General features: G+C 39.8%; 1 protein-coding gene and 1 pseudogene. Both read left to right on the top strand.

Going from position 1 to position 1,714, the window contains the following annotated elements:
- Positions 1–46: 46 nt before the first annotated feature.
- The gene (gene xerD, locus AC1DUW_RS27840) at positions 47–940 is read left to right on the top strand and encodes a site-specific tyrosine recombinase XerD (RefSeq protein ID WP_053346850.1); all 894 of its coding nucleotides are present in this window, start codon (positions 47–49) and stop codon (positions 938–940) included.
- 309 nt (positions 941–1,249) lie between these two features.
- Positions 1,250–1,714: pseudogene (locus AC1DUW_RS27835) on the top strand (phosphopentomutase); the annotation flags it as partial.

The following is a 1,714-nucleotide window of genomic DNA, read 5'->3' as shown; positions in this document are numbered from 1 at the left end:
GGCTTGAACGCTTAATGTTGTTTTATTTAAACGGGGAGTAATGAATATGGAGAATCAAATTAGGGATTTTATTCATTTTTTAACCATAGAAAAAGGACTTGCCAAGAATACGCTCGTTTCTTATGAACGCGACTTAAATTCATATTGGAGCTACTTGAAAAATGTGGAAACTATTACCAGCTGGAATGATTCGCGGAGGGTGAACATCTTGCATTTTCTCGTTCATTTGAAGGATCAGGGCAAATCATCGAAAACGGTAGCGCGTCATATCGCCTCCATTAGGTCTTTTCATCAATTTCTTCTCCGAGAAAGGGTGACCGACCAGGATCCATCTATACATATAGAAACACCAAAACCAGAGCGAAGCCTCCCAAAAGTGCTAAGCATGGAAGAGGTGGAAGCGTTATTAGAGGCCCCAAAGGTAATGGATGAATATGGTTTGCGTGATAAGGCGATGCTTGAATTGATGTATGCGACAGGGATGCGCGTAAGTGAGTTAATATCAATGGATGTGAGTGATGTCCATGCATCGATGGGCTTTGTCCGCTGTATTGGAAAAGGAAATAAAGAAAGAATCATTCCAATTGGCCAAACGGCACTTGGTGCTATTGAACATTATTTGGATAGGGCCCGAGGAAAATTTGCTAGTCCAAAGCACCGAACAGAGTCACTTTTTTTGAATCATCATGGGAACAGGCTGACAAGACAGGGATTTTGGAAGATTTTAAAGAAACTTGTGAAAACGGCGCAAATAGAAAAAGAAATCACACCACATACTTTGCGTCATTCCTTCGCGACACACCTATTAATGAATGGGGCAGATTTAAGGGCAGTCCAAGAGATGCTAGGTCATGCGGATATATCGACGACGCAAATTTATACGCATATTACAAACGTTCGGATTAAGGATGTATATTCAAAATTTCATCCGCGAGCTTAGAAGTTTAGTAGAATGATAGAGAGGTTGTGAACTTCACTGCAAAACAGATGAAGGAAGCAGCCTTTTTTGAAATTGAAAGGGGATACAAACGGTCGATACTAAATCGCTATAGTGGACATTGTGAACATCTAGTGATACTTTTTTCTTTCAGGAATATATTATTTGTCTCCATCATGGTAATCGTTTACAATGTAGAGAGGTCAGACTTCTGACGTTCTCGTGATTTTCATTTTATTGAAGAGTAACTAAACAGTATACGGGTAATATAGAGAGTATAAAAACTGATTTACTATTTTAGGAGGAATGAGCATGAAAGGGAATTCAGCGTTTAAACGTATTTTTGTAGTGGTTATGGACTCAGTAGGGATTGGTGAAGCACCTGATGCAGATTTATTCGGTGATAAAGGGTCAGATACACTTGGTCATATCGCAGAAAAAATGAATGGATTAAACATGCCAAATCTCGCAAAATTGGGTTTAGGCAATATCCGTGAAATCAAAGGGATTGATAAAGCGAAGCAACCGCTCGCATACTTTACGAAAATGAAAGAGGCGTCTACTGGAAAAGATACGATGACTGGACACTGGGAAATTATGGGGTTGAATATATCGACTCCATTTCGTGTGTTCCCAAATGGTTTCCCAGAATTATTAGTCAATGACCTCGAAGCGAAATTGGGTCGTGGGATTATTGGGAATATTCCGGCTAGCGGGACGGAAATCATAGAAAGACTTGGCGAAGAACATATGAAAACGGGTGCGTTAATTGTTTAT

This window comes from Peribacillus sp. P4_C12 (assembly GCF_056402095.1).
Note: the sequence above shows the minus strand (reverse complement) of the source record. Positions and strands in the feature narration are given on the sequence as shown.